Source organism: Stappia sp. (genome assembly GCF_040110915.1).
Taxonomy (GTDB): Bacteria; Pseudomonadota; Alphaproteobacteria; order Rhizobiales; family Stappiaceae; genus Stappia.
Genome location: NZ_CP157793.1, coordinates 551,643 through 574,606, shown reverse-complemented (window position 1 = coordinate 574,606; position 22,964 = coordinate 551,643). Strand labels below are relative to the sequence as shown.

Below are 22,964 nucleotides of genomic sequence, written 5' to 3'. Positions count from 1 at the left end.
GGAGGCCAAGATGACCTACACCAATTTCACGCTTGAAACCGACGCCGACGGCATCGCGCTGATCACCTGGGACATGGCCGACAAGTCGATGAACGTCATCGATCTGTCGGTGATGGACGATCTCGACGCGCTGATCGACGCGGTGGTCGCCGACGCGGCCGTCACCGGCGCCGTCATCACCTCCGGCAAGCCGACCTTCTCCGGCGGCGCGGATCTCACCATGCTGGAGGGGCTGCTGCGCGACTTTCACGCGCAACGCGCGCAGGATCCGGAAAGCGCGGCACGGCTGCTCTTCGACGGATCGCGGCGGCTGTCGCAGATCTTTCGCAAGCTGGAGACCTGCGGCAAGCCCTTTGTCGCCGCGCTCAACGGCACCTGCATGGGCGGGGCGACGGAGCTGGCGCTTGCCTGCCATGCCCGCGTCGCGGCGGAGGAACGCGCCTTCAAGATGGCGCTGCCGGAGGTCAAGGTCGGCCTGTTTCCCGGCGCCGGCGGCACCCAGCGCGTGATGCGCATGGCCGACGCGCAAGGGGGACTGCAGTTCCTGCTGCAGGGCAAGACGCTCGACGCGAAGAAGGCGCTGGCGCTGAAACTCGTCGACGAGGTGGCCCCGGCGAAGAAGCTCGTCGCGGCGGCGAAGAAGCGGCTCAAGGACGGTGTCGATCCGGTCAAGCCCTGGGACCGGAAGGGCTTCAAGCTGCCCGGCGGCAAGATCTATTCGCCCGCCGGCTTCCAGTTCTGGCCGGCGGCGAACGCCATCTACCGGCGCGAGACCCAGGACAATTACCCCGGCGCACGCGGGCTCCTGCAGGCGGTCTACGAGGGTCTGCAACTGCCAATGGATCAGGCGCTGACGGTGGAAAGCCGGCACTTCGCCCATGTGCTGCAAAGCCCGGAAGCGGCGGCAATGATCCGCTCGCTCTTCGTCTCCATGCAGGAGCTGAACAAGGGCGCCCGCCGGCCGGCGGAGGTGAAGCCGAACAAGATCAGGAAGGTGGGCATTCTGGGTGCGGGCTTCATGGGGGCTGGCATCGCCTATGTCACGGCGAAGGCCGGTATCGACGTGGTGCTGATCGACCGCGAGCAGGCGGCGGCCGACAAGGGCAAGGCCCATTCCGACGAACTCATGAGCAAGGCGATCAAGCGCGGCCGGGCGACGGAGGAGGAGAAGGACAAGCTGCTGTCGCGCATTCTCGCCACCACCGACTATGAGACGCTCGCCGACTGCGATCTCGTCATCGAGGCGGTGTTCGAGGATCGCGAGATCAAGCGCGTCGTCACGGAGCAGGCGGAGGCGGCGATGAGGACGCGCGCGATCTACGCCTCGAATACCTCGACCCTGCCGATCACCTCGCTCGCCGAGGCCTCGAAGCGGCCGAAGAACTTCATCGGCATCCATTTCTTCTCGCCCGTCGACAAGATGATGCTGGTGGAGGTGATCCTCGGCAAGAAGACCGGCGACAAGGCGCTGGCCATGGCGCTCGACTACATCAAGGCGATCAAGAAGACCCCGATCGTGGTCAATGATTCCCGCGGCTTCTACACCTCGCGCGTGGTGATGACCTACATCCGCGAGGGGCTGATGATGCTCGCCGACGGCGTGCCGGCGGCGATGATCGAGAATTGCGGGCGGATGGCCGGCATGCCGGTCGGCCCGCTGTCGCTCGGCGACGAGGTGGCGCTCGATCTCGCCTGGAAGATCGTCTCCGCGACCCGCAAGGATCTCGGCGTCAAATACGTCGAGGGTCCCCTCGACAACATCCTGGAGGAGATGGTCGTCAAGCGGGAGCGCTTCGGGCGCAAGAACGCCAAGGGCTTCTACGACTATCAAGGCAGGGACAAGACCCTGTGGCCCGGCATTCCGGAGGTCGTCGGCAAGCCCAAGCCGGCCGAGCATTTCAACGTGGAGGAGCTCAAGCAGCGCTTCCTGGTGATGCAGGCGCTGGAGACGGCCCGCATCTTCGAGGAAAAATGCCTGACGGACGTGCGCGAGGCGGACGTCGGCTCGATCCTCGGCTTCGGCTTCGCGCCGTTCACCGGCGGCACGCTGTCCTACATCGACGGCATGGGCACCGCGCGCTTCGTGGAGCTGTGCCGGAAGTTCACCAAGAAGTGGGGGCCGCGCTTCAAGCCCAACAAGCTGCTGCGCGAGATGGCCAGGACCGACGCGCGGTTCTACGACCGCTTCCCGCCCGAAAACACCGAGGCGAAGGACGCGGCCTGAGGCGGATCGGCCGGAGACGGCGGGACGGCATACCGGGGGCAGCGGAATCGGGATAGGGTCCGGATTTCAGGCCGCCCCCGCCCGCCTGCCCCGCCATATGCCGGAGTGCGTCCCGCATGTCCTCTCCCGCCGCCCCGCGGCTCGACATCGCCCTGCTGGTGCTGCTCGCCTTTTTGTGGGGCAGTTCCTTCACGCTGATCGAGGTCGCGCTCGACACCGTGCCGCCGGCCACCATCGTCGCCGGACGTCTGACGCTCGCCGCCCTCGTGCTGATGGCACTGGTGGCGATCCGCCGGCTGCCGCTGCCGAAAACGCCCCGGCGCTGGGGCGCGCTCGCAGGCCAGGGCGCGCTGCAGACCGCCCTGCCCTTCTCGCTGATCAGCTGGGGGCAGCAGCATATCGACAGCGGCATGGCGAGCCTGTTGAGCACCACGCCGCCGCTCTTCGTGTTCCTGATCGGCTTCGTGCTGCTGAAGGAGCGGGAGGCGGCGGGCCGCAAGCTGCTCGGCGTGACGCTCGGCTTTTCCGGGGTGCTGGCGATCATGGGGCCGGCGGCGCTGGCGTCGAAGGACAGCCAGCTCGCCGGTCAGTTGGCCGTCGTGGCGGCCAGCCTGTGCTATGGAGTGTCGGCCTTGAACGCCCGGCGGTTTGCCGACCAGCCGGCGCTGATCACGGCCGCCTGCTCGATGGGGTTCGGCGCGCTCCTGATGATCCCGATCGCCCTTGCGGTCGATGCGCCGCTGGCGCGCGCGCCGGATGCGAAGGCGCTGGCCGCCATTGCGGCGCTGGGCCTGCTGTCCACCGCGCTTGCCTCCGTCGTGTTCTTTCGGCTGGTGCGCACGCTGGGGCCGCTCGGGGTCACCACCGGCAGCTACATGCGCGCCGGCTTTTCCATCCTGCTCGGCACCTGGCTCTTGGGCGAGGCGGTGACGCCGGCGCTTGCCATCGGGCTGATGCTGATCTTCCTGGGCGTTGCGCTGGTGACCGGTCTGCTTCGTCCGCGCCGCGCGCGAAGCCTGCGCGGATAGGCCGTCTCAGCGACCGACGAGAAGCACAACGGCCGCGCCCGAGGCGTCGCGCAGAAGCACGCGGCCGGCGACGCCGTCGACCTCGACGGCGGCGGGGAAGTACTTCATGAAGCGCCGCTCCAGATCGCCCGCCGGGCCCTGGCAGGCCATCTTGGTGGCCATTACCCGGTCCGAGACCGAGATCGTGCGCCCCGCCTGCTCCAGCGTGCCGCGCAGCCGGTTGCAGCCGGCCGAGGCCGCCCACAATCCGTGCCGGTCGATCACGACCTCCGTGCGCGCCGAGGTCGCGCCGTCCAGATCGACCAGCGCCCCCGCCTCCGTCGCGATGGCCCCGATGCGCCATTCGCCGGCGATGCCCGGACGGTCGTCGCCGGCGGCGGCCACGCCGGGCGCAAGAGACGCGCCGAGGCAAGTGACGGCGAGGGCAGCGATGACGAAGCGAAATCCGGCAGCGGGCATGGAGGTTCGGATCCCCGATGGAACAGCAGGTCGACGCGCTTTTGTGCTCGCAGGCCGAGGGCCTCGTCAAGACCCGGCGGTCGCGGACCCCGGCGGGGCCGCATCACGCAGGCGCGCAACGCCTTTTCCCGGATGTCACAAGGCAATGCGGCGGAAGGAAGGCGTTGGCCGGCGGAAGGGTCGCGGCGTCCGGCTTGGCGCGCCCGTGCGCGGCGTTTATGGTCGCGGTCCGACCGTGATGTGCACGACGCTCCCGGCCGGGCGACCCCGCAAGGACGGGGCCGGATCCGCCTATCCAAGGACCTTCTTCATGGCCAATCGAACGCTCGCCCGCTTTCTCGGAGATTCGCCGGGCCGCGTGATCCTCAAGCTGCTGTTCCTGTCCTTCGTCGTCGGCGTGCTGATGTCGGCGCTCGATCTCGACCCGCTCGACCTGGTCGACGGGCTCGTGTCCTTCATCGAGCGGCTTTGGAACATGGGCTTCGAGGCGCTCGGGCAATTCGGACGCTATCTGCTGCTCGGCGCGGTGGTGGTGATCCCCGTGTGGATCGTGCTGCGGCTCCTCAACATGGGCCGGCGCGACTGACCGCGCGCGCTTGCGCGGCCGCCCCGCTCAGGGACCACGCGCTCACGCATGTTCCGACGCGACGCGGTGCAGGATCGTATGGCGGCGCGCCAGCCGGTCGATGTCCTTCAGGTAGCCGCCGCCGATCACGCCGGCCAGCGGAATGCCGGCGGCGCGCACGGTGCGGATGACGAAGCGGTCGCGCGCCTCCAGCCCGGCATCCGACAGCGCGAGGCGCCCCAGCCGGTCCTCCTCGTGCGGATCGACGCCGGCGTTGTAGAAGACGATGTCGGGCCGCGCGGCGCGGATCGCCTCGGGCACCGCGCGTTCGACCGCCTCCAGATAGGCCGCATCGCCCAGCCCGTCCTCCAGCGCGACATCCAGGCTCGAGGGCACCTTGCGCACCGGATAATTGCGCCGGGCATGGAGGGAGAGCGTGTAGACCGCCGGATCGCCGGCGAAGATCTCCGCCGTCCCGTCGCCCTGATGCACGTCGAGGTCGATCACCAGCGCCCGGCGGATCGCGCCGTCCGCCAGGAGCACGCGGATCGCCACCGCCACGTCGTTGAAGACGCAAAAGCCCGCGCCATGCGCCCGCCGCGCGTGATGGCTGCCGCCGGCCGTGTTGCAGGCGATGCCCTGCTCCAGCGCCAACGTCGCGGTCAACAGCGTGCCGGCGGTCGCGCAGCGGGCGCGGAAGCCGACGCTCTCGCTCATCGGCAGGCCGATCTCGCGTGCGATCGCATGCGGCACGGTCGCGGAAAACACCTGGTCGACATAAGCGCGTGCGTGCGCAAGCGCCACCCAGCCTGCCGGCGCCGGCGCGGGCCGGTGAAATCCGTCGGGCGCGACGATGCCGTCCTCCACCAGCACCTCCGCCACCCGACGAAACTTGTTCATCGGGAAACGATGACCGGCGGGAATGTCGGCACAGAAGGCGGGATGATGGACGACGGCAAGCGGCATGGGGTCGGCGGCACCGGGGATCTGCGAGACGAGGCGGGGTGATCGCTTCCGCCATATGACGCGCGTCCCGTCAAAGGCAAGATCACCCCCGAGACCTAACCGGGAGAAGACCGTACCGGGCGAAGACCAGACCGGGGGCAGACGAACGCGGGGGCAGACCAAGGCGGGGGCAAGGGATGCGCGCGATCAGGGGTCTGCGGGCTGCGCTTCGTCCGGCGTCTGCGCACCCGGAAACCAGGGCGTGTCGACAATGTCGACGCCGCCGCCGAGATCCTCCAGCCCGTCCCCCTCTCCCGCGAATGGAGCCTCCGGCGTGGCGGCGGCGGGTGCCGCGCTTTTCGTGGTCGGAGCGGGCGGTCGCTGTTCGAGTTGCCAGATGCCCTTGCGTGCGTCGCGCGCCGCCTCCGCGGCAGCGCGCATCTCCGCTCCGGCCCCCTCTCCCGGCCGCGCCCAACCCTGTTGCACCATCCAGGCGCTCAGATCCTCGTCCTGCCGGCGGCAACGGGCCGACACGAGGCCCGGCGCGATCTCCACCATGTCCTCACAGGTGACCGCGCGCCGGCGCACGAAGGCTCTGAGCGCCGTGCGCGCCCGCATGCCGCAGGGCCAGGTTCCGCCAAGGCGGGACGGACAGGTCTCCGCGAGCGCCGGCGCATCGAGGCCGGCGAGGCGGACCGTCAGACGCTTCATCCGCAAGGTGCCGGCATCGAGCACCACCGGGCGGCGAAAGCTGATCTCCTCCGGCACCTCCTGGACGGGGCGCTCTGGCGCGCGCGAGGCCACCCGGGTCAAGGGCCCCGACACCGGCGGCGGCGGCAGGATGCCGTCCGGCGCGACATTGCGGATCGTGTCGGGCAGCGGCGCGGGGGGAAGCTCCACGGCGGCGACGGGTTCCGAGGCCGCCTCTTGCGCGGAACCGGGCGCGGGGCCGGGCGCGGGCGTGCCGCCATCGGCGCCCGGTCCCCAGGCGATCTGGGCCGCCAGCAAAAGCCCCGCGGTCATCGCCGATCCGGCGACGAGCGCGATCGCGAGTTGGCCGATCCGCATGATCCCCTCCCGCCTACTGGCTCGCCCAGACGATGCGGGCCACCCAGTCGACCTCGGCCAGCGCCAGCGTCAGGGCCGGCGCGCCGGGGGCCACGGCCCCGAACTCGAAGCGCGTGCGGGTTCGGCGCCGGAAGACATGCGCGGTGAGACTGCCCGTCACCTGACGCACCAGCACGCGGTTGCCCGGTTCCAGCGCCTGGGCCGGCGACACGACAACCACATCGCCGTCGCGATAGAGCGGCAGCATGGCGTCGCCGCTGACCCGCACCGCGATATCGCCCTGGCGGCCGGTCGGGCCCATGGCGCTCATGCCGGCCTGCCCGGCCGGTGCGGACGGCCAGCCCGCCGGCTCGGGCGCGCCTCCATCGTGAAAGAAGCCGGGCGCTCCGCTCGGAGTCATGGCGAAGACCGGGACCGCCTCGTCCGGCGCGGGCGGCCGGTCGATGTCGAAGGCGGGGGGATGCGCGCGCCGCCGCTCGTCGACGAGATCGACGAAGTCGGCGAGATCCGCCTCGGTCGCATTCAGGATCTTGGCAATGGACTCCATCGACGGCCAGCGCGGACGCCCGTCGGCGGACGTGCGCTTGGACGGGTTGAAGGCCGTCGGGTCCAATCCTGCGCGCCGGGCCAGGCCGGACGGGCTCAGTCCGTGCCGCTGCGCCAGTCTGTCGATCGCGGACCATATGCTCGCATGCGACAGCATCATCCGGCTCCGTTGATCCCGCGTTGCGCTCGTGAATCGCGTCCGCCGGAGGTCTTGTCCTCCGGTCGGGCCGGGGAATCGCACATGCGGCGGGACGGTTATCCCCGCTTCGGTATATATTCCTAATTCGTAAAAAACGCCAGTCCGGGAGGGCCACTTTCTCCAAAGCCGATCTCCCGGGCCCGGTCTCTCCGGTCCGGTCTCCGTTCGGCGCCGCGACGTGCGCGGGTTGCGCGCCCTTTGCGGTCGGGCGGACGTTTCGATGGCGTTTGCTTCACCGCGCGGGATACTGATACCAGTCCGAAACAAGGGCGCGCCGCGAACGACCTGTCGCGCAGCCAGACGGTCCGGAAAAACCAGGAATGAAAACAACATGCCCGGAGATTGCGGCTTCCATCGGCGGCGCGCGGGGCGATTTTCGGACGCAAGACCTGCTGGCGGCCCGCATCACGCTTTTCGCCGTCGACCCGATGCACCCCTATCCGCTGGGAACCGTCGCGCCCGCACAAGCCGCAACCCGCTTTGCGGCGTTGCTCGGCGAAGCGCTCGCCCTTGACGCCGACCTTCTGCGCCTGCGCTACCTGCCCCCCGACGCGCTGTACGGGGCGGGAGCGCCGGACCTGCCGGCCGGAAGCCGCATCGTGCCCCATCGGTCGAGCCGCGTGGACGTTTCCGGCGGCTGGGCGCCGTCGCGGCTTGGCAGGAACGCACGCAAGAGCTTGCGGCGACGCACCCGCGCCCTCGAGGCGCTGGGGCCTGTCCGCTGCGAGGAGCTGATCGACCCGGCACAGCGTTCGGCGGCCTGCAAGCGCATGCTTCACTGGAAGCGCGACTGGCTGAACCGGCGGCTGAAGATCGCTGTCGGCTTTCGCGATCCCGTCTTCCAGACGTTTTTTCGCACCACTTTCGCGCAGGGCGATCCGGCCGGCTATCGCCTGTTCGCCCTGACCGTCAACGGAACTCCGGTCGCTTATCAGGCCTGCCTTCAGGACAACACGCGGCTTTTGTCGGTGATCTCAAGCTTCGACAACGCCCATCGCCGCTTCGCCCCCGGACACCTCCTGACGGCGGCGATCCTGGAACGCTCCCGCGCGTTGCGGTTCGACAGCTATGACATGCTGCCTCCCGCCTCCGACTACAAGCACAGCCTTGCAACCGACTCGGACCCCTGTTTCGAGGTGATCGTGCCGCGCACGCGCCTTGGCAGGGCCCTGCTCCGGCTTGCCGGAGCGCTCGGGCGCGCGTGACGCCCGGGAGCGGTTGGGCGTGCGTGACGCCCGGCGCCAGGTGCACCCGGCCGAGATTTGCCGCAATCGCCGGCCCGGGTCTTGTGCGCCGGCCGCCGCTTCAGTATCCCCAGTGAGCCGTTGCGTCTCCCAGCCGCCGAGGTTCGTTCCATGCCCCTGATCTACAAGATTTCTCCCGCAGCCGACTGGCGCGCGGCCGAGCAGGTCGGCCGTTTCACCGGCGCGCCGGTCGATCTGGCGGACGGCTACATCCATTTCTCCACCGCCGACCAGGCGCGCGAGACGGCCGCCAAGCATTTCAAGGGCCAGGGCGATCTGGTTCTTGTCGCGGTGGAGGCCGACCGTCTCGGCGACGCGCTCAGATGGGAGCCCTCGCGCGGCGGAGCGCTGTTTCCCCATCTCTACGCGGAGCTCTCCATGGACGCGGTGGTCTGGGTCAAGGACCTGCCGCTCGGGCCGGACGGCGCGCATGTCTTCCCGGAGGAAGCGGGATGCTGAAGGGTCTCGTCGATGCCGCCGCGCGGCGCGCGCTCTTTTCCCTCGACGCGGAAACCGCGCACGGGATGACCATCAAGGCGCTTGCCAGCGGCCTCACCCCGGCCTGTCCGGTCCCGGCCGACCCGCGTCTGTCCGTCTCCCTCGGCGACCTCACCTTCCCCAATCCGCTCGGCATGGCGGCGGGCTTCGACAAGAACGGCGAGGTCCCCGACGCGCTCCTGAAGCTCGGGTTCGGCTTCACGGAAGTCGGTACGGTGACGCCACGCCCGCAGGACGGCAACCCGAAGCCGCGCGTTTTTCGTCTGGTCCCGGACCACGGCGTCATCAACCGGCTCGGCTTCAACAACGAGGGTCACGCAGCACTGCGCACGCGTCTCCTCGCCCGCCGGCACCGCACGGGCGTCGTCGGCGTCAATGTCGGTGCCAACAAGGACGCGCAGGACCGGGTGGCGGACTATGTCGCCGGAATCGAGACCTTCGCCGATCTGGCGAGCTATTTCACGGTCAACATCTCCTCGCCGAACACGCCGGGCCTGCGCGACCTTCAGGCGCGCGACGCGCTGAAAGAGCTGCTGGCGCGCGTGCTCGAGGCGCGCGATGCGGCGGCCCGGACCCATGGCCGGACCGTGCCGGTCCTTCTCAAGATCGCTCCGGACGTGGACGAAGCCGGCCTCGACGACATCGCCGCCGAGGTGCTGGCCGCCCGGGTGGACGGACTGATCGTCTCCAACACGACGCTGTCGCGCGCCGGGCTCACCGACACGGCCGGTGCCGGCGAGGCGGGCGGGCTGTCCGGACGCCCGCTGTTCCGCCGCGCGACGATCACGCTGGCGCGCATGCGCCAGCGCGTCGGTCCCGACCTGCCGCTGGTCGGCGTCGGCGGGATCGACAGCGGCGAAACCGCCTGGACGAAGATCACCGCCGGCGCGACGTTGATCCAGCTCTACACCGGCCTCGTCTACGAAGGCCCCGGTCTGGTCGGGCGCATCCTGACCCATCTCTCCGCCTGTCTCGACCGGCACGGCCTGTCGTCGCTCGAGCAGGCGGTGGGCCAGAACACCGACGCCTGGGCCCGGCTCGACCCGGATGCGGACGGAGCACCCGCATGACCGTCACCCTCTGGCACAATCCGCGCTGCTCGAAATCGCGGCAGACGCTTGCGCTGCTGGAAGAGCGCGGGATTTCTCCGACCGTGCGCCACTATCTCGACGATGCGCCGGACGCGGAGGAGATCCGCGCGGCCCTCGCCGCGCTCGGCTTCGAGGATCCGCGCAAGCTGATGCGCACGAAGGAAGCCGTCTATCGCGACCTCGGCCTGACGAGCGAGACCGACCCGGACGCCCTCGTCGCAGCGATGGCCGCGCATCCCGTCCTGATCGAACGTCCGGTCGTCTTCGCCCAAGGCAAGGCCGCGCTCGGCCGGCCGCCCGAGGCGGTGCTGGCGATCCTCTGAGCTGCGGGAAACCGGACGGCGGGCGCGTTGCCTTGCGCGTGCAACGGCGGCATGATCGCGCGCAGTGACACGGCATGGACCGGACCGGGTCGCGCAGGGAGACGCAGACGACATGCCCCGACGCTTCGCAAGAATGACGACCGGATTTTGCCAGGCGCTGAGCGCTCTCATGGTGGGTGGCGCCCTTGTCCTCGGCGCATTGCAGATGGCCCTCGCGGCGGAGCCGCCGCTCATCGAGCGTCTCGAGGCCCTGTCCGACGCCGATTACGACGACCTGCTCGATTTTGTCGAAGGCAATGCGCTCTTCACGCTCTATCACGAAGCCGGCCACATGCTGGTGTCGCAACTCGACCTTCCCGTGCTCGGTCAGGAAGAGGATGCGGTCGACAATCTGGCCACCATCTCCATGTTGCAGTCGGGCGACGCGGACATGGACCACCTGCTGTCGCAGGCGATGCTCGGCTGGTTCCTCTCCGCGTCCGACGCTTACGACGATCTCGTCTTTCACGGCGAGCACGATCTCGACCTGCAACGCGGCTACCGCATGCTGTGCCTGATGGTCGGCAGCGATCCGGACGCCTTCGGCGAATTGGCCGCCGATCTCGAACTCCCCGGCGACCGCGTGGAAACCTGCCCCGCCGACTACGATCAGGCGGTGGCCGCCTGGGACGGGGTGACCGAGGCGCATCGCAAGCCCGAGAACGGGGGCGGTCTGCGCTGGATCGAGGTGCGGCACGACCCCGCGCCCGAGGATCTTGCGCCCTTCGCGGAGCTGCTGAAGGAGACCGAATTGATGGAAGTCGTCGCGCAGGAGATGGACGATCTCTACCGGTTGCCGGCGCCCGTTCTCTTCCGCTCGACCGCCTGCCAGGAGGCCAATGCCTTCTGGGACCCGGACGCGCGCGAGGTCATCCTGTGCTACGAGCTGCTCGGCGCCTTCGCCGAGCTCTTTCTCGAGGTGCTTGCGGAGGACGACTGAGGCCGCCCCCGCCCCGGCGCAAAGGCCACGCCTCAATAGGCGCTTTCGACGTCGCCGAGTTCCACGTAGACCGATTTCACCTGGCTGTAGTGCTCGATGGCGGCGTGCCCGTTCTCGCGCCCGATGCCGGACTTCTTGACGCCGCCGAAGGGCATCTCGACGGGCGTCAGATTGTAGGTGTTGATCCAGCAGGTTCCGGCGTGCAGCGCCGCGATCACGCGGTGGGCGCGGGCGAGGTCGCGGGTGAAGACGCCAGCGGCCAGACCGAAGTCCGTCGCATTGGCCCGCGCCACCGCTTCCTCTTCGGTGTCGAAATCGAGCACGCACATCACGGGGCCGAAGATCTCCTCGCGCGCGATGGCCATGTGATCGGCGACATCGGCGAAGACGGTCGGCGCGACGAAGAGCCCGTCCGGCAGACCGGGGACTTGCGCGCGCGTGCCACCGCACACGAGCCGCGCGCCTTCCGCGCGTCCCTTTTCGATGTAGCCCATCACCTTGTCGAGCTGACCCCGGCTGACGAGCGGGCCGGTGTCGACGGTGTCGTCCAGCGGGTCGCCGAGGCGCGCCCTGGCCGTGCGCTCGGCGAGGCGGGCGAGAAAGGCCTCCTTCAGGTCCCGCTGCACGAAGACGCGGGTGCCGTTGGAGCAGATCTGGCCGCTGGAATAGAAATTGGCGTTGATCGCGGCGGAGACGGCGTTGTCGAGATCGGCGTCGTCGAAGACGATCAGCGGCGACTTGCCGCCCAGTTCCAGCGTGACATGCTTGAGCGTGTCGGCCGCCGTCTGCGCGACCTTGATGCCGGTCGGCACGGACCCGGTGAGCGACACCTTGGCCACGTCGGGGTGGGCGACCAGATGCGCACCCGTGTCGCCATGGCCCTGCACCACGTTGAAGACGCCGGCCGGCAGGCCCGCCTCGGTCAGGATCTCGGCGAGCTTCAGCGCGCTGAGCGGGGTCAGTTCGGAGGGCTTGAACACCATCGCATTGCCGCAGGCCAGCGCGGGGGCAACCTTCCAGCAGGCAATCTGGATCGGATAATTCCACGCGCCGATCGCGCCGACCACGCCGAGCGGTTCGCGCCGCGTGTAGGCGAAGGCGCCGCCCAGATCGATGTGCTCGCCGGTCAGCGTCGGCGCGAGGCTGCCGAAGTACTCCAGGCAGTCCGCGCCCGACGCCGCGTCGGCGACCAGCGTTTCCTGCAGGGGCTTGCCGGTGTCGAGCGTCTCGAGTTCCGACAATTCGCGATTGCGCGCCCGCATCAGTTCCGCCGCGCGGCGCAGCACGCGCCCGCGCTCCGCCAGCGGCGTCGCGGCCCAGATCTTCTGCCCGGCGCGCGCGGCGGCGACCGCCGCGTTGACCGTCTCGGGGCCGGCGGCATGCAGACGCGCGATCACCTCGTTGGTCGCAGGATAGCGGCTTTCGAGGATCGCGCCGTCGGGCGTCTCGTGCGGCACACCGTCGATGTAGTGCGAGGCGGAGGGCTGGGCACGCATGGGGTAATCCTCCTGTGCGATATCGGGTCGAAGCGGCGGAAGCGTCAGCGCTGCGCGGTTTCCCACGCCGGATGAATCCAGGGGTCGCGGTTGCTGCGCGGCAGCGGCGTGCGGCCGAGCACGTGATCGGCGACCTTCTCGCCGACCATGATCGAGGGGCCGTTGAGGTTGCCGTTGGTGATGCGCGGGAAGATCGAGCTGTCGGCGACGCGCAGCCCCTCCACGCCGATCACCCGCGCCTCAGGGTCGACCACGGCCAGCGGATCGTCGGTCGCGCCCATGCGGCAGGTGCCGCAGGGATGATAGGCGCTTTCCACGTGGTCGCGGATGAAGGCGTCGAGGTCCGCGTCGTTCTGCACCTCGCTGCCCGGCTGGATCTCCTTGCCGCGATAGGGGGCGAAGGCCTCCTGGCCGAAGATCTCGCGGGTCAGGCGGATCGCGGTGCGGAAATCCTCCCAGTCGTCCGGGTGCGACATGTAGTTGAACAGGATCGAGGGATCGGCCTCGGGGTCGGGCGAGGTCAGCGCCACGCGCCCGCGCGACTTCGAGCGCATCGGCCCGACATGCGCCTGAAAGCCGTGGCCTTCCGCCGCCGCCTGCCCGTCGTAGCGCACCGCGAAAGGCAGGAAGTGATATTGCAGGTCCGGATATTCCACGCCGGCGCGCGAGCGGATGAAGGCGCAGGCCTCGAAGTGGTTCGAGGCGCCGAGCCCCGTTCCGGTGAACAGCCATTGCGCCCCGATCAGCGCCTTGGAGATCGGGTTCCAGTGCCTGTAGAGCGTGATCGGCTGGGTGCAGGCCTGCTGGATGTAGAGCTCCAGATGGTCCTGAAGGTTCTGTCCGACGCCCCGGCGATGCGCCACGACATCGATCCCGAGGTCGGAGAGCGCGGCCGCGTCGCCGATCCCCGACAGCATCAGGAGGCGCGGCGAGTTGATCGCCGAGGCCGCCACGATCACCTCCGCCGAGGCCTGCGCGGTCTCGATCCGCCCGCCACGCGCGTACTCCACGCCGGTGGCCCGCGTGCCGTCGAAGAGAATGCGCCGCGCCGTGACGCCGGTCAGCAGGCGGACGTTGTCGCGCTTGAGCGCCGGCTTCAGATAGGCGTTGGCGCTCGACCAGCGCCGCCCCTTCCACACGGTCATCTCCATGTCGGCGAAGCCTTCCTGCTTCAGCCCGTTGTAGTCCGGCGTCGTCTCGTAGCCCGCCTGGCGGCCGGCCTCGATGAAGGCGTCGTAGAGCGGGCTCCACTTGGTGCCGCGCGTCACATGCAGCGGACCGTCGGTGCCGCGCACGCCCGCCTCTCCGCCATGGCTGGTTTCCATGCGCGAAAAATAGGGCGCGACATCGGCATAGGCCCAGCCCCGCGCGCCCATCTCGGCCCAGGTGTCGAAGTCGCGGGCGTGGCCGCGCACATAGACCATGCCGTTGATCGACGAGGAGCCACCGATCACCTTGCCGCGCGGCGTGACGAGCCGACGCCCGCCAAGATGGGGCTCGGGATCGCTCACATAGCCCCAGTCGTAGCGGGCCATGTTCATCGGGTAGGAGAGCGCCGCCGGCATCTGGATGAAGGGACCGGCGTCGCTGCCGCCCGCCTCCAGCACGAGCACGCGGTTGCCCGGATCCTCCGACAGGCGGTAGGCGAGCGCGGCGCCGGCGGAGCCCGCGCCGATCACGATGTGGGTAGCCTCGACCATGCATTCAGTCCGTGAGTTGGCGTTCCACGTAGTCCTCGACCCGGCGCACGGCGGTGCGCGGGCGCGGCGGGCCGTCGGCGAAGACGCGCTGCAGCCACAGCCCGTCGATCAGGGCGGCGGTGCCTTCCGCCGCCGCGCGCGCCCGCTCCGCCGGCAGAAGCTCGCGAAACGCATGCGCCAGGTTCGACACCAGCCGGCGATGATAGATCCTGAGCAGCCGCCGGGTCTGCGGGTCCGTGCGCGCCTGCAGATAGAAGGCGAGCCAGGCCGAGATCAGCGCCGGCTGGAACTGATCCGGCGCGAAGCTCGCCGCGATCATCGCCGAGATCCGGGCGCGGGCGCTGTCCGCTTCCGCCATGCGCGCCTGCGTCTCGCGCGACAGATCGCTCAGCAGCGCGCGCATCGTGGCGTTCAGCAATCCGGCCTTGGAGCCGAAATAGTGATGCGCCAGCCCGCCGGAGACGCCGGCCCGCCGGGCAATTTCCGCGATGGTCGCATCGCCGAAACCGCGCGCATGGATCGTCTCCACGGTCGCGTCGATGAGCGCCTTGCGCCGGGTGGCTTCCATTCCGATACGCGGCATCACCGGGTCCGTTCGACAGGCGGGCGGCATCCGCCCGCGGGAGCCAAGGATTAATTTTGATTGGCTGTTCAATCAACCAAAAAACAGGATTATGGCCAAGGTTTGCACGCGGCGATCAAAAATGCTTTGATAAGCGTCGCGGGCCGCCCCGTCCGCACCACCGCCGCCGAAGACATCGGTGGCGAGCGCACCACCCGGACGCCTTCACTGACCGCGTCGGCGCGCAGCTTCGCGCCGGACGGCGGCGCGCCGGAAGCACGTCGGCAGGCGCCTCGAGACGGAACGCCGGACCGGCGCGTGGAGACGGGACGCCGGGACGGAACGCCAGGACGGGGCGCCGGAGAGCGTGTACCGTCGCCGACCTGCGGCACGTGTCCCGCATCGACGGGCGGCCCCCCGTCGGGACAGTTTCCCCGGGCAGCGGCCCGGCGGCAAGAACGCAACGAAGACATGCCGGCGCGGGTCCGCGTCGGCGCCAACCAGGAGGACACCTTCAGATGACCCCGATTTCCCTGCGCCTCGGCGTTGCAGCCCTCGCGCTCGGCCTGACCGCCGGTCCCGCGCTCGCGGCCGAGGCCGATTCCTGCAAGGCCGTGCGCTTCTCCGACGTCGGCTGGACGGACATCACCGCGACGACGGCGGCGGCCTCCGTGGTCCTGGATTCGCTCGGCTACGAGAGCGAGGTGAAGATCCTCTCCGTGCCGGTGACCTATGCCTCGCTGAAGAACAAGGACATCGACGTCTTCCTCGGCAACTGGATGCCCACCATGGAGGCCGACATCGCCGCCTACCGGGAGGACGGCTCGGTGGAAACCGTGCGGGCCAATCTGGAGGGCGCGAAATACACGCTCGCCGTGCCGAAATACACCTACGACAAGGGCCTCAAGACCTTCGCCGACATCGCCGCCTTCCAGGAAGAGCTCGACGGCAAGATCTACGGCATCGAGCCGGGCAACGACGGCAACCGGCTGATCATCGACATGATCGAGGCCGACACCTTCGGCCTCAAGGACTTCGAGATCGTCGAAAGCTCCGAGTCCGGCATGCTGGCGCAGGTCTCGCGCGCCGCCAAGCGCAAGGAAGACGTCGTCTTCCTCGGCTGGGAGCCGCATCCGATGAACGCCAACATCGAGATGGCGTATCTGGCCGGCGGCGACGACATCTTCGGCCCCAACTACGGCGGCGCCACGGTCTACACCAACGTGCGCGCGGGCTACCGCGAGGAATGCCCGAACGTCGGCGCCTTCCTGGACAATCTCGTCTTTTCGCTGGAGATGGAGAACGAGATCATGGGCGCGATCCTCAACGACGGCGAGGAGCCGGTGCGCGCCGCCCGCGCCTGGCTGCGCGACAACCCGTCCGTGCTCGACGGCTGGCTCGACGGCGTGACCACCTTCGACGGCGAGGACGCGCTTCCCGCCGCCCGTGCCGCCCTCGGCCTGTAACGGCCTGCCAGCGACGGACGCGCGCTCCCGTCGGCGTGCGTCCGTCGCGAACCGAAGCCGCGGCGCAAGAAATCGCGGCACCAGGGAACAAGAGCGACACTCGAAAAAGGGGCGGAGCCTGCCGTGGACTGGCTGACCGAACACAAGCTGCCGATCGGACAATGGGCCAAGACCGTCGTCGACTGGCTCACCGACAACGCCTATTGGGTTTTCGACGGCATTTCCGCCGTGCTGGAAGGCTTGATCGACGCCATCCTGTGGGTCCTGCAAGGCCCCCATCCGTTGCTCGTCGTGGCCATAGCCGCCGCCCTCGCCTATGCGGTGCAGCGCAGGATTTCCTTCGCCGTCTTCGTGGCCGCGAGCCTGCTGCTGATCATCAACCAGGGCTACTGGGAAGAGACGACGGAAACGCTCTCGCTCGTCATCGCCGCCGCGACCGTGTGCATGGCCATCGGCGTGCCGCTGGGTGTCGCCGCCGCGCATCGGCCCAGGCTCTATGCGGCGATGCGCCCGGTTCTCGATCTCATGCAGACGATCCCGACCTTCGTCTATCTAATCCCCGCGCTGATCCTCTTCGGGCTCGGCATGGTGCCGGGGCTGATCGCCACGGTCGTCTTCGCGATTCCCGCGCCAATCCGCCTGACGCAGCTCGGCGTGTCCTCCACGCCGAAACAGCTTCTGGAGGCTGGCGAAGCCTTCGGCGCGACGAAGTCGCAGCTCCTGTGGAAGGTGGAACTGCCCTACGCCCTGCCGCAGATCATGGCCGGGCTCACACAGACCATCATGCTGTCGCTGTCGATGGTGGTGATCGCCGCGCTGGTCGGCGCCGACGGGCTCGGCGTGCCGACGCTGCGCGCGCTCAACACGGTGAACATCGCCAAGGGCTTCGAGGTGGGGATCGCCATCGTGCTGATCGCCATCGTGCTCGACCGCTTCTTCCGGACCTCCAAGGACGGAGGGCAACCCTCATGACCCAGGCGGTGGTGACCTTCAGCGATGTCGACATCGTTTTCGGCGAGCATCCCGAGCGCGCCGTTCCGATGATCGACGCCGGCGCGAGCCGGGCGGAGATCCAGGAAAAGACCGGCCAGATCCTCGGCGTCGCCGGGGCGAGCTTCGACATTCGCGAGGGCGAGCTGATCGTGCTGATGGGCCTGTCGGGCTCCGGCAAGTCGACGCTGCTGCGCGCCGTCAACGGGCTGAACCGGGTGACGCGCGGCGAGGTTCTGGTGCGCCACGGCGACCAGTCGGTCAATCCCTCCTCCTGCACGGCGGAGGAGTTGCGCAGCCTTCGCCGGTCGCGCATCGCCATGGTGTTCCAGCAATTCGCGCTGCTGCCCTGGCGCAGCGTGCGCGAGAACGTCGGTTTCGGCCTGGAGCTTTCCGGAATGGCCCCCAAGGCGCGCCGGGCCAAGGTGGACGCGCAGCTGGAGCTCGTCGGGCTCGCGGACTGGGGCGACAAATACGTGCACGAACTGTCCGGCGGCATGCAGCAGCGCGTGGGGCTCGCCCGCGCGTTCGCCACCGATGCGCCGATCCTGCTGATGGACGAGCCGTTCTCCGCGCTCGATCCGCTCATTCGCGACCATCTCCAGGACGAATTGCTGGCGCTGCAGGAAAAGCTCAACAAGACCATCGTCTTCGTCAGCCACGATCTCGACGAGGCGGCCAAGATCGGCTCGCGGATCGCGATCATGGAGGGCGGGCGCGTCATCCAGCTCGGCACGCCGCAGGAGATCGTGCAGAAGCCGGCGACCGATTATGTCGCGGAGTTCGTCGCCCACATGAACCCGCTCGGCGTCTTGCGCGCCCGCGACATCATGCGCCCGCTGAACGGCGTGGCACCAAGCGCCGACGCGCCGCGCTGCGCCGCCCGGACGCCGGTGCGCGAGGTGATCGCGCTGAGACGCGCGGCAAGCGGTCCGCTCGTCGTGGAGGACAAGGGCACACCGGTCGGCCTCGTCGACGAGGCGGACATTCTCGACTGCCTGCGCTGACGCCCCCCGCCTGACCGCGCCTTCAGGCGAAGGTCTCGGCGGCGCGCCGGCGCGAGATGGCGAGCAGCGTGCCCCCGCGCGCGGCGAGAAACAGCGAGAAGGCGAGCCACAGGCCGTGGTTCCCGAGAACCGGGAACAGCACGACATAGGCAGCGACGAAGAGCGCCAGCGACACCAGCATCATGTTGCGCATGTCGCGCGACCAGGTGGCGCCGATGAAGACGCCGTCCATCTGGAAGGCGAGCACCGCGAGCACCGGCGTCGCCGCCGCCCAGGGCAGATAGATCAGCGCCGCGGCGCGCACGTCCTCCGCCGTGGTCATGGCGGCGATCAGCGCTGGCCCGCCCAGAAGAAAGAGGACGGCGGCAAGCCCCGCGAGCACGAAGCCCCAAATCAACGACAACCGAAGCGCCTTGTCGAAGGCCGGGCGATATCGAGCGCCGACGGCGCGCCCCGCAAGTTGCTCCGCCGCCGTTGCGAGGCCGTCGAGAAAGTAACTCGCAAGCAGGAAGAGCTTCTGCAGGATGGCGTTGGCCGCCAGGATCGTGTCGCCCTGGATCGCCGAGCGCGAGGTGAAGAAGGCGAAGGCGAAGACGAGCGCGAAGGAGCGCACGAGAATGTCGCGGTTGAGCGCCAGCATGCGCTTGAAGCGTGCGGCGTTGAAGATGCGAACCCGCGAGGGCAGCGGCCGGCCCTTCAGCGCACGGGCGGCGAGCAGCGTGCCGGTCAGCGCCGTCGCGAGTTCGGCCAGCACCGTCGCGCCGGCGACCCCCGCCACGCCCCACCCCAGCCCCAGCACGAACCACACCGACAGCGCGATGTTCAGCCCGTTCAGGCCCGTCTGCAAGGCGAGCGCGGTCACCGCCTGCCCGCGCCCGATGAACCAGCCGAGATAGGCGTAATTCATCAGGGCAAGCGGCGCCGACAGCGCGCGGATCGAGAAATAGGTGGTCGTCGCCTCCTTCACCGCGTCGCTGCCGCCCATGACCGCCAGTCCGGCCGTGAGGATCGGCAGATGCAGCAGCACCACGGCAAGGCCGAGCCCGAGCGCGAGCAGCCCGGCGCGGAACAGCACGGCGCGTTCCTCCTTCCCCTCCCCGGCGCCGACGGCCTGCGCGGTCAGACCCGTCGTGCCGGAGCGCAGGAAGTTGAAGCTGGTGAAGACGAGGTCGAACAGCACGCCGCCGAGCGCGATGCCGCCGATCAGCGCCGCATCGCCCAGTTGTCCGATGACCGCCGTGTCGACGAGCCCGAGCAGCGGAGTCGACAGATAGGCGAGCGTCATCGGCACGGCGATCGCCAGCACCGTGCGATTGGTCACCTCGAAGGGGCGGACAGCTTCGGATCGCGTGCCGGCACGCGGGCGGACGGAGGACAAGGGCGCGTATTCCGTGAGAAGGCCAACAGGCACGTGGAGGGGGCGGACGGGCGCGAACGGGAAACGATCCGGGACATGCCATGACCGGGGCGACGAAGCTACCGCGCCCACCCGATGCGGTCAAAGACGGCGATGCCAACGCAGGCGCCAGTCCCTCGGCTCCCGACCTCATCGCTCCCCTTGCAATGCGTGAGTAATCACGTATATATCACGCAACACTCAAATACCCCTCACCCATTCATAAGGAGCAGAGCCATGAAACCGCTCGTCTTCGATCTTCTGGACATCGCGGCGCGCATCGAAAAGCGCTTCGATTCCGCCCTGTCGCTCGCGCGCGGCGTCAGCTTGCGCGAATACCGGATGCTGGCCAGCCTCTCCGCCTTCGAGGGCGGGCGCGCCACGCGGGTCGCCCTTGCCGAGGCGGTGGGGCTGACGCCCTCCGCGGTGACCCGCGCGCTCAAGCCGCTGGAGAAGGTCGGCCTCGTGGCGACCGAAAAGAGCGCGCGCGACGCGCGTCAAAGCCTCGCCCGGCTGACGCCGGCGGGCGAGGTGCTCCTGTCGGAGGTCGAGCAGGTCGTCGCCGACGTCGCGGCATCCCTGCCGCCCCTGCCCGTCACGGAAGCCGAGATCGACGAGGTTGCGCGCGGGCTCGCCATGACGCCCCGCGCGGCGTGACCCGAGCCGTTGACCGGCGCAACCGACACGGGGGCGCCCGCTTTGCCGACGCGGTGAAGCGGGCGTCGCCCTGCCAGGCCTGCGCAGCCTCAGGTGTCTGCCATCATATGCGCGGCGAGATGCTCCGCCCAGCCACGAAACCCCTGTCTGGAGGGGTGAATGCCGTCGCTGCAAAAGGCCTCCGGCGGCAGCCCCTGCATGGCCGGGATGGCGATCGCCCCGCGTTCGCGGCACAGACAGGCACCCAGCGGATCGAGCGCCCGGCGGCGCAGGCGCAGGATCGCCGCCAGACGCGGCGTCAGACCCGGCACCTCGGCCGGATCGAGCAGCTGCGACCAGAAGATCCGGCTTTCGGGAAAGCGTGCCTTCACCGCATAGATCAGCCCGCCGAACTCCCTGAGAAAGCGGCGGCCGGAGTGAAAATTCTTCAGGTCGTTGAAGCCGACCGACAGAAGAACATGGGTGTAGGGCGCGGGCTCCAGAGCGGGCACGACATGGTCGCGCAATTGCCCCGACGTGGCGGAGTTGAAGCCGGCCGCCCGCCAGACCACGGAGCGCCCCGACCGCGCGGCGAGGGCCTCGGCCAGTTGCGGCGCGAGCCCGTCCTCCTGCCGGTCGAGCCCGACGGCGGCGGCGGAGGAATCGCCGAGCACCAGCAGCCGGATCTCGTCGTCGCCTGCCTGCCACGGGGCGCCGACCCTTCCCATGACCGGGCCGGGCGGCGGGGGAAAGCGCGGCGTGCGCGCGCGCACCCGCGTCCCCTCCACCGCGTAGAGCGGCAGCGCCAGCCAGCTCAGGAACGGCGGCAGACCGGCCATGGCGGTGCGCCCGTCAGCGCGTCGTGGCCAATTCGCCGGAGAGCGCCTTGGCGATCAGCGCACGGGTCTCGGCGATGCCGTAGAGCGCCACGAAGGAGCCGAAGCGCGGACCGCGCTCCTGTCCCAGCAGCAGCTTGTAGAGCGCGGAAAACCAGGCCACCGACACACCGGGGCCGCCATCGGGGCCCTTCTTCTTCGGGTCCTGATAGCGCTCGATCGCCCGTGCCACATCGAGCACCGCGTCCTGGATCGTGGCCCCGTCCGCGTCCGCGGGCAGGTCCGCGAGCCTGGCATCAAGCGCCTGAAGCGCGGCGCGCTCGATGTCGTCGGGCACGTGATAGACCTTGGCCGGTTTCACGAAGTCGTCGAAGTAGCGGATCGCATAGCCGACCAGCTTGTCGAGATCGGGATGGTTGTCCGGCGTCACGCCCGGCGCCTGGCGCGAGATGAACGCCCACAGCACGTCCTTGGTCTCCGCATTGGAGGCGGACACCAGGTTCAACAGCATCGCGAAGGGCACCGGATTGTCCGTCTCCGGCACATTGCCGGAATGGATGTGCCAGGCCGGATTGGCGAGCTGCTGCTCGACCGGCATCGACGGATACTTCTGCGCGAAGGTCAGATACTCGTCGACCGCCTTCGGGATCACGTCGAAATAGAGCTTCTTCGCGGTCTTCGGCTTGGTGAACATGTAGAGCGCCAAGCTCTCGGGCGAGGCATAGGTCAGCCACTCGTCGATGGTCAGGCCGTTGCCCTTCGACTTGGAGATCTTCTCGCCGTTCTCGTCCAGGAACAGTTCGTAGACGAAGTGCTCCGGCGGACGGCCGCCGAGGATCTCGCAGATCCGGTCGTAGATCGGCGCGTTGGTGAGGTGATCCTTGCCGAACATCTCGAAATCGACGTCGAGCGCCGCCCAGCGCATGCCGAAGTCGGGCTTCCACTGGAGCTTCACGTGCCCACCGGTGACCGGCAGCGTGATGTCCTCGCCCTCCTCGCCCTCGAAGGTCACCGTGCCCTCGCGGGCGTTCACATCCTTCATCGGCACATAGAGCACGCGCCCCGACGTCGGCGAGATCGGCAGGAACGGCGAATAGGTCGCCTGCCGCTCCTCGCCGAGGGTCGGCAGCATCACGTCCATGATGTCCTGATACTTCTCGGCGGCGCGGATCAGCACCTCGTCGAACCGGCCGGCCTTGTAGTAGTCGGTCGCGCTGGCGAACTCGTACTCGAAGCCGAAGGTGTCGAGGAACCGGCGCAGCATGGCGTTGTTGTGCGCGCCGAAGCTGTCGCCCACGCCGCCGAACGGGTTGGGAACGGCCGTCAGCGGCTTGTGCAGATGCGGCCGGAGCATCTCCGGGTCCGGCACCGTGTCGGGGATCTTGCGCATCCCGTCCATGTCGTCGGAGAAACACAGGAGACGCGTGGGGATCTCGTCGCCGGTCAGCAGCCGGAAGGCGGTGCGCACCATGGTCGTGCGCGCCACCTCGCCGAAGGTGCCGATATGCGGCAGGCCGGAGGGGCCGTAGCCGGTCTCGAACAGCACGGGACGGTCTTTCGGCCGCCCCTCGATCCGCTTGAGGATCTTGCGCGCCTCCTCGAAGGGCCAGGCCTTGGAGGCCATGGCCGCGTCTCTGACGGACGGGGACAGGTCGAGCGGAGGCAGCGCGGCAGAGGTCATGATCGAAACGTGGTTCCTGGTGTTT

Annotated in this window: 22 protein-coding genes; 12 read left to right on the top strand and 10 right to left on the bottom strand. The window is 69.1% G+C overall.

Going from position 1 to position 22,964, the window contains the following annotated elements; genetic code table 11:
* Positions 1-10 precede the first annotated feature (10 nt).
* Entirely contained in the window at positions 11-2,224 is a 2,214-nt protein-coding gene (locus tag ABL312_RS02595) for a 3-hydroxyacyl-CoA dehydrogenase NAD-binding domain-containing protein (RefSeq protein ID WP_349359826.1), read from the top strand.
* Positions 2,225-2,340: 116 nt separating this feature from the next.
* Positions 2,341-3,252: a DMT family transporter gene (locus ABL312_RS02590; RefSeq protein ID WP_349359825.1), complete on the top strand. Its 912-nt coding sequence runs from the start codon at positions 2,341-2,343 to the stop codon at positions 3,250-3,252.
* Between the two features lie 6 nt (positions 3,253-3,258).
* On the opposite strand, the gene ABL312_RS02585 is transcribed toward ABL312_RS02590, so the two are convergent.
* Positions 3,259-3,711, bottom strand: a complete 453-nt coding sequence (locus tag ABL312_RS02585; RefSeq protein WP_349359824.1) for an META domain-containing protein — start codon at positions 3,709-3,711, stop codon at positions 3,259-3,261.
* Between the two features lie 310 nt (positions 3,712-4,021).
* Here ABL312_RS02585 and ABL312_RS02580 point away from each other — a divergent pair, with 310 nt between their 5' ends.
* Positions 4,022-4,297: a DUF6460 domain-containing protein gene (locus tag ABL312_RS02580; protein WP_349359823.1), complete on the top strand. Its 276-nt coding sequence runs from the start codon at positions 4,022-4,024 to the stop codon at positions 4,295-4,297.
* A gap of 42 nt (positions 4,298-4,339) precedes the next feature.
* Here ABL312_RS02580 and ABL312_RS02575 read toward each other — a convergent pair whose 3' ends face one another.
* From ABL312_RS02575 to ABL312_RS02565, 3 genes are all read right to left on the bottom strand, one after another.
* A complete protein-coding gene (locus ABL312_RS02575) occupies positions 4,340-5,242 on the bottom strand; it encodes a histone deacetylase (RefSeq protein ID WP_349359822.1) in 903 nt (300 codons plus the stop codon).
* A 186-nt stretch (positions 5,243-5,428) separates the two neighbouring features.
* A complete protein-coding gene (locus ABL312_RS02570; RefSeq protein ID WP_349359821.1) occupies positions 5,429-6,289 on the bottom strand; it encodes a thermonuclease family protein in 861 nt (286 codons plus the stop codon).
* A gap of 13 nt (positions 6,290-6,302) precedes the next feature.
* On the bottom strand, positions 6,303-6,995 hold the full coding sequence (locus tag ABL312_RS02565) for a helix-turn-helix transcriptional regulator (RefSeq protein WP_349359820.1): 693 nt from the start codon (positions 6,993-6,995) through the stop codon (positions 6,303-6,305).
* Between the two features lie 359 nt (positions 6,996-7,354).
* Between ABL312_RS02565 and ABL312_RS02560 the strand changes: the two genes are divergently transcribed.
* From ABL312_RS02560 to ABL312_RS02540, 5 genes are all read left to right on the top strand, one after another.
* The gene (locus ABL312_RS02560; RefSeq protein WP_349359819.1) at positions 7,355-8,239 is read left to right on the top strand and encodes a GNAT family N-acetyltransferase; all 885 of its coding nucleotides are present in this window, start codon (positions 7,355-7,357) and stop codon (positions 8,237-8,239) included.
* Positions 8,240-8,389: 150 nt separating this feature from the next.
* The gene (locus ABL312_RS02555) at positions 8,390-8,737 is read left to right on the top strand and encodes a DUF952 domain-containing protein (RefSeq protein WP_349359818.1); all 348 of its coding nucleotides are present in this window, start codon (positions 8,390-8,392) and stop codon (positions 8,735-8,737) included.
* Positions 8,731-9,846: a quinone-dependent dihydroorotate dehydrogenase gene (locus ABL312_RS02550; protein WP_349359817.1), complete on the top strand. Its 1,116-nt coding sequence runs from the start codon at positions 8,731-8,733 to the stop codon at positions 9,844-9,846. The genes ABL312_RS02555 and ABL312_RS02550 overlap by 7 nt, the downstream gene beginning before the upstream one ends.
* Complete coding sequence (arsC, locus tag ABL312_RS02545; RefSeq protein ID WP_349359816.1) at positions 9,843-10,190, top strand: arsenate reductase (glutaredoxin); 348 nt, start codon at positions 9,843-9,845, stop codon at positions 10,188-10,190. Before ABL312_RS02550 ends, arsC begins: the two co-directional genes overlap by 4 nt.
* A 133-nt stretch (positions 10,191-10,323) precedes the next feature.
* Positions 10,324-11,169 carry a DUF4344 domain-containing metallopeptidase gene (locus ABL312_RS02540; protein WP_349359815.1) on the top strand — a complete coding sequence of 282 codons (846 nt, stop codon included), beginning with the start codon at positions 10,324-10,326 and terminating at the stop codon, positions 11,167-11,169.
* A 32-nt stretch (positions 11,170-11,201) separates the two neighbouring features.
* On the opposite strand, the gene betB is transcribed toward ABL312_RS02540, so the two are convergent.
* From betB to betI, 3 genes are read right to left on the bottom strand one after another with little or no spacing between them, the layout of a single operon-like run.
* Complete coding sequence (gene betB / locus ABL312_RS02535) at positions 11,202-12,665, bottom strand: betaine-aldehyde dehydrogenase (protein ID WP_349359814.1); 1,464 nt, start codon at positions 12,663-12,665, stop codon at positions 11,202-11,204.
* 44 nt (positions 12,666-12,709) lie between these two features.
* A complete protein-coding gene (gene betA / locus ABL312_RS02530; protein WP_349359813.1) occupies positions 12,710-14,365 on the bottom strand; it encodes a choline dehydrogenase in 1,656 nt (551 codons plus the stop codon).
* 4 nt (positions 14,366-14,369) lie between these two features.
* The gene (gene betI, locus ABL312_RS02525; protein WP_349359812.1) at positions 14,370-14,948 is read right to left on the bottom strand and encodes a transcriptional regulator BetI; all 579 of its coding nucleotides are present in this window, start codon (positions 14,946-14,948) and stop codon (positions 14,370-14,372) included.
* Positions 14,949-15,445: 497 nt separating this feature from the next.
* Here betI and ABL312_RS02520 point away from each other — a divergent pair, with 497 nt between their 5' ends.
* From ABL312_RS02520 to choV, 3 genes are all read left to right on the top strand, one after another.
* Entirely contained in the window at positions 15,446-16,393 is a 948-nt protein-coding gene (locus tag ABL312_RS02520) for a choline ABC transporter substrate-binding protein (RefSeq protein WP_349359811.1), read from the top strand.
* A 123-nt stretch (positions 16,394-16,516) separates the two neighbouring features.
* Positions 16,517-17,365: a choline ABC transporter permease subunit gene (choW, locus tag ABL312_RS02515; protein WP_349359810.1), complete on the top strand. Its 849-nt coding sequence runs from the start codon at positions 16,517-16,519 to the stop codon at positions 17,363-17,365.
* Positions 17,362-18,390: a choline ABC transporter ATP-binding protein gene (gene choV / locus ABL312_RS02510; protein WP_349359809.1), complete on the top strand. Its 1,029-nt coding sequence runs from the start codon at positions 17,362-17,364 to the stop codon at positions 18,388-18,390. Before choW ends, choV begins: the two co-directional genes overlap by 4 nt.
* A gap of 22 nt (positions 18,391-18,412) precedes the next feature.
* On the opposite strand, the gene ABL312_RS02505 is transcribed toward choV, so the two are convergent.
* Positions 18,413-19,768: an MATE family efflux transporter gene (locus ABL312_RS02505; RefSeq protein ID WP_349359808.1), complete on the bottom strand. Its 1,356-nt coding sequence runs from the start codon at positions 19,766-19,768 to the stop codon at positions 18,413-18,415.
* Positions 19,769-20,023: 255 nt separating this feature from the next.
* On the opposite strand from ABL312_RS02505, the gene ABL312_RS02500 reads away from it, so the two are divergent.
* Positions 20,024-20,443 (top strand): MarR family transcriptional regulator, encoded by a 420-nt coding sequence (locus ABL312_RS02500; RefSeq protein WP_349359807.1) that lies wholly within the window; start codon positions 20,024-20,026, stop codon positions 20,441-20,443.
* Between the two features lie 89 nt (positions 20,444-20,532).
* Here the strand turns inward: ABL312_RS02500 and ABL312_RS02495 are convergent, their stop codons facing one another.
* Both ABL312_RS02495 and ABL312_RS02490 read right to left on the bottom strand, forming a co-directional pair.
* Positions 20,533-21,261, bottom strand: a complete 729-nt coding sequence (locus ABL312_RS02495) for an SGNH/GDSL hydrolase family protein (RefSeq protein WP_349359806.1) — start codon at positions 21,259-21,261, stop codon at positions 20,533-20,535.
* A 13-nt stretch (positions 21,262-21,274) separates the two neighbouring features.
* The gene (locus ABL312_RS02490) at positions 21,275-22,939 is read right to left on the bottom strand and encodes a lysine--tRNA ligase (protein WP_349359805.1); all 1,665 of its coding nucleotides are present in this window, start codon (positions 22,937-22,939) and stop codon (positions 21,275-21,277) included.
* Between the last annotated feature and the right edge of the window lie 25 nt (positions 22,940-22,964).

Bases quoted from the DNA above. Each gene is read 5' to 3' on its own strand.
- ABL312_RS02490 (WP_349359805.1), bottom strand. From the start codon at position 22,939: ATGACCTCTGCCGCGCTGCCTCCGCTCGACCTGTCCCCGTCCGTCAGA.
- betB (WP_349359814.1), bottom strand. From the start codon at position 12,665: ATGCGTGCCCAGCCCTCCGCCTCGCACTACATCGACGGTGTGCCGCAC.
- ABL312_RS02495 (WP_349359806.1), bottom strand. From the start codon at position 21,261: ATGGCCGGTCTGCCGCCGTTCCTGAGCTGGCTGGCGCTGCCGCTCTAC.
- ABL312_RS02575 (WP_349359822.1), bottom strand. From the start codon at position 5,242: ATGCCGCTTGCCGTCGTCCATCATCCCGCCTTCTGTGCCGACATTCCC.
- ABL312_RS02570 (WP_349359821.1), bottom strand. From the start codon at position 6,289: ATGCGGATCGGCCAACTCGCGATCGCGCTCGTCGCCGGATCGGCGATG.
- arsC (WP_349359816.1), top strand. From the start codon at position 9,843: ATGACCGTCACCCTCTGGCACAATCCGCGCTGCTCGAAATCGCGGCAG.
- ABL312_RS02580 (WP_349359823.1), top strand. From the start codon at position 4,022: ATGGCCAATCGAACGCTCGCCCGCTTTCTCGGAGATTCGCCGGGCCGC.
- ABL312_RS02585 (WP_349359824.1), bottom strand. From the start codon at position 3,711: ATGCCCGCTGCCGGATTTCGCTTCGTCATCGCTGCCCTCGCCGTCACT.
- betA (WP_349359813.1), bottom strand. From the start codon at position 14,365: ATGGTCGAGGCTACCCACATCGTGATCGGCGCGGGCTCCGCCGGCGCC.
- ABL312_RS02550 (WP_349359817.1), top strand. From the start codon at position 8,731: ATGCTGAAGGGTCTCGTCGATGCCGCCGCGCGGCGCGCGCTCTTTTCC.
- ABL312_RS02520 (WP_349359811.1), top strand. From the start codon at position 15,446: ATGACCCCGATTTCCCTGCGCCTCGGCGTTGCAGCCCTCGCGCTCGGC.
- ABL312_RS02540 (WP_349359815.1), top strand. From the start codon at position 10,324: ATGACGACCGGATTTTGCCAGGCGCTGAGCGCTCTCATGGTGGGTGGC.
- ABL312_RS02590 (WP_349359825.1), top strand. From the start codon at position 2,341: ATGTCCTCTCCCGCCGCCCCGCGGCTCGACATCGCCCTGCTGGTGCTG.
- choV (WP_349359809.1), top strand. From the start codon at position 17,362: ATGACCCAGGCGGTGGTGACCTTCAGCGATGTCGACATCGTTTTCGGC.
- ABL312_RS02565 (WP_349359820.1), bottom strand. From the start codon at position 6,995: ATGATGCTGTCGCATGCGAGCATATGGTCCGCGATCGACAGACTGGCG.
- ABL312_RS02560 (WP_349359819.1), top strand. From the start codon at position 7,355: ATGAAAACAACATGCCCGGAGATTGCGGCTTCCATCGGCGGCGCGCGG.
- ABL312_RS02595 (WP_349359826.1), top strand. From the start codon at position 11: ATGACCTACACCAATTTCACGCTTGAAACCGACGCCGACGGCATCGCG.
- ABL312_RS02500 (WP_349359807.1), top strand. From the start codon at position 20,024: ATGAAACCGCTCGTCTTCGATCTTCTGGACATCGCGGCGCGCATCGAA.
- betI (WP_349359812.1), bottom strand. From the start codon at position 14,948: ATGCCGCGTATCGGAATGGAAGCCACCCGGCGCAAGGCGCTCATCGAC.
- ABL312_RS02555 (WP_349359818.1), top strand. From the start codon at position 8,390: ATGCCCCTGATCTACAAGATTTCTCCCGCAGCCGACTGGCGCGCGGCC.